Consider the following 1,294-nt stretch of genomic DNA (forward strand, 5'->3'; position numbering starts at 1 on the left):
TGTATGACCGGATACATAGGTGACAGATCAGACCGGGAACATAGGTAACACTTTTTAGTCTATCCGGAGCACACTCTGGGTTTTTCGGTCATAGTACGCAAGCGTTATTCCGTTAAAGATGATGGCCTCAAGGCCATCATCCTGTTCTTCCAGCATGATGTACTCATCAGTCAGCGCTTCACTCAGGAACACCGTCCCCTTTTTCCCCATATAGAGTGTCCCCCTCGATTTCACCCTGTAGACCGTCCCTCCTTCCGGATAAGCATATTCAGGAACCCTGCCATCCCAGTGCCGGCCTGAGGGCTTCCACACCGTTCCGGGCGTTGCACCCGCCAGGGCTTCATGCGGCCTTTCGTGGTTAAACTCTTCCCGGTAGTCACTGAACCACCGCTGTTGTTCTTCCATCGTCATGAAGGTGTTGCCCTGTTTCACTGCACTTTTCAGCGAGCGGTGCATTCGCTCATGACGGCCGTTTTCTTCCGGATGCCCCTTTCTGATACGTTCCGGTCTGATGCCCAGCTTTATCAGCCAGACGGCAAGGCGACTTAACCCGGCGATACCTGTTCCCGCGAACGGCTGACCGTTATCCGTTCTCAGGACTTCCGGCAGACCGTACTCCAGGAACGCATCCGTCAGGCACTGCCTGACGAAGGGCTCGCTCTCCCGGTCCGTTCCCCGGCAGCTCAGAAGGTACCGGCTGTGATTGTCGGTCAGGGTGAAGGGATGGCAGTACTCTCTGCTCAGCAGCCTGAACTTGCCTTTAAAATCCGCGCTCCAGACCTGATTGTTCTCACTGATGGTGGTCAGGGGCTGGCGATTGCCCGGGGTTCTGCGTTTTCGCTTTTTATCCGGAACCAGGCCTTCACGCTTGAGGATATCGCCGATAGTGCTGGCAGCAGGGACGGTAAAATCGACGTGATGATTGAGCAGCCACATCCGCAGTTTTTTGGGGCCCCAGTCAGGGTGTTTTTGCCTCAGGGCCGTAAGCTGTCCGGCGATATCATCAGGAACCGTCCGGGAGTGGGAGCGTGGCGCGCGCGACCGGTCAGAGAGGGATGACAGGTCAGAGGGGTCAAAACGCTGAAGCCATTTATAGCCGGTTTTACGGCTGATGCCAAAAAGACGGCAAAGAGCGGAGAAGGAGTCCGTACCTGCATGACAGGCACGGATAAAATCAAGGCGTTGCATAGGTCGGGTCTCAGTCCAGGGCATAGCGAGTCTCCTCTTCTATGCCAGTTATAACTGTTACCCATGTATCCGGTCTAAAGTGTTACCCATGTTTCCGGTTCATACC

1 protein-coding gene is annotated in these 1,294 nt (G+C 55.1%); it reads right to left on the bottom strand.

Annotated elements, in window-relative coordinates:
- Nucleotides 1-54: 54 nt before the first annotated feature.
- Nucleotides 55-1,212, bottom strand: coding sequence for a DDE-type integrase/transposase/recombinase (locus tag KIF87_RS22980; protein ID WP_213330840.1), 1,158 nt, complete (start codon nt 1,210-1,212; stop codon nt 55-57).
- Nucleotides 1,213-1,294: the final 82 nt, after the last annotated feature.

Origin of the sequence: Enterobacter sp. 120016 (assembly GCF_018383635.1) — a bacterium.
In the GTDB taxonomy this organism is placed as follows: Bacteria; Pseudomonadota; Gammaproteobacteria; order Enterobacterales; family Enterobacteriaceae; genus Enterobacter; species Enterobacter asburiae_D.

Excerpts from the sequence above, each read along its gene's own strand:
- KIF87_RS22980 (WP_213330840.1), bottom strand. The coding sequence starts at position 1,212 with ATGCCCTGGACTGAGACCCGACCTATGCAACGCCTTGATTTTATCCGT.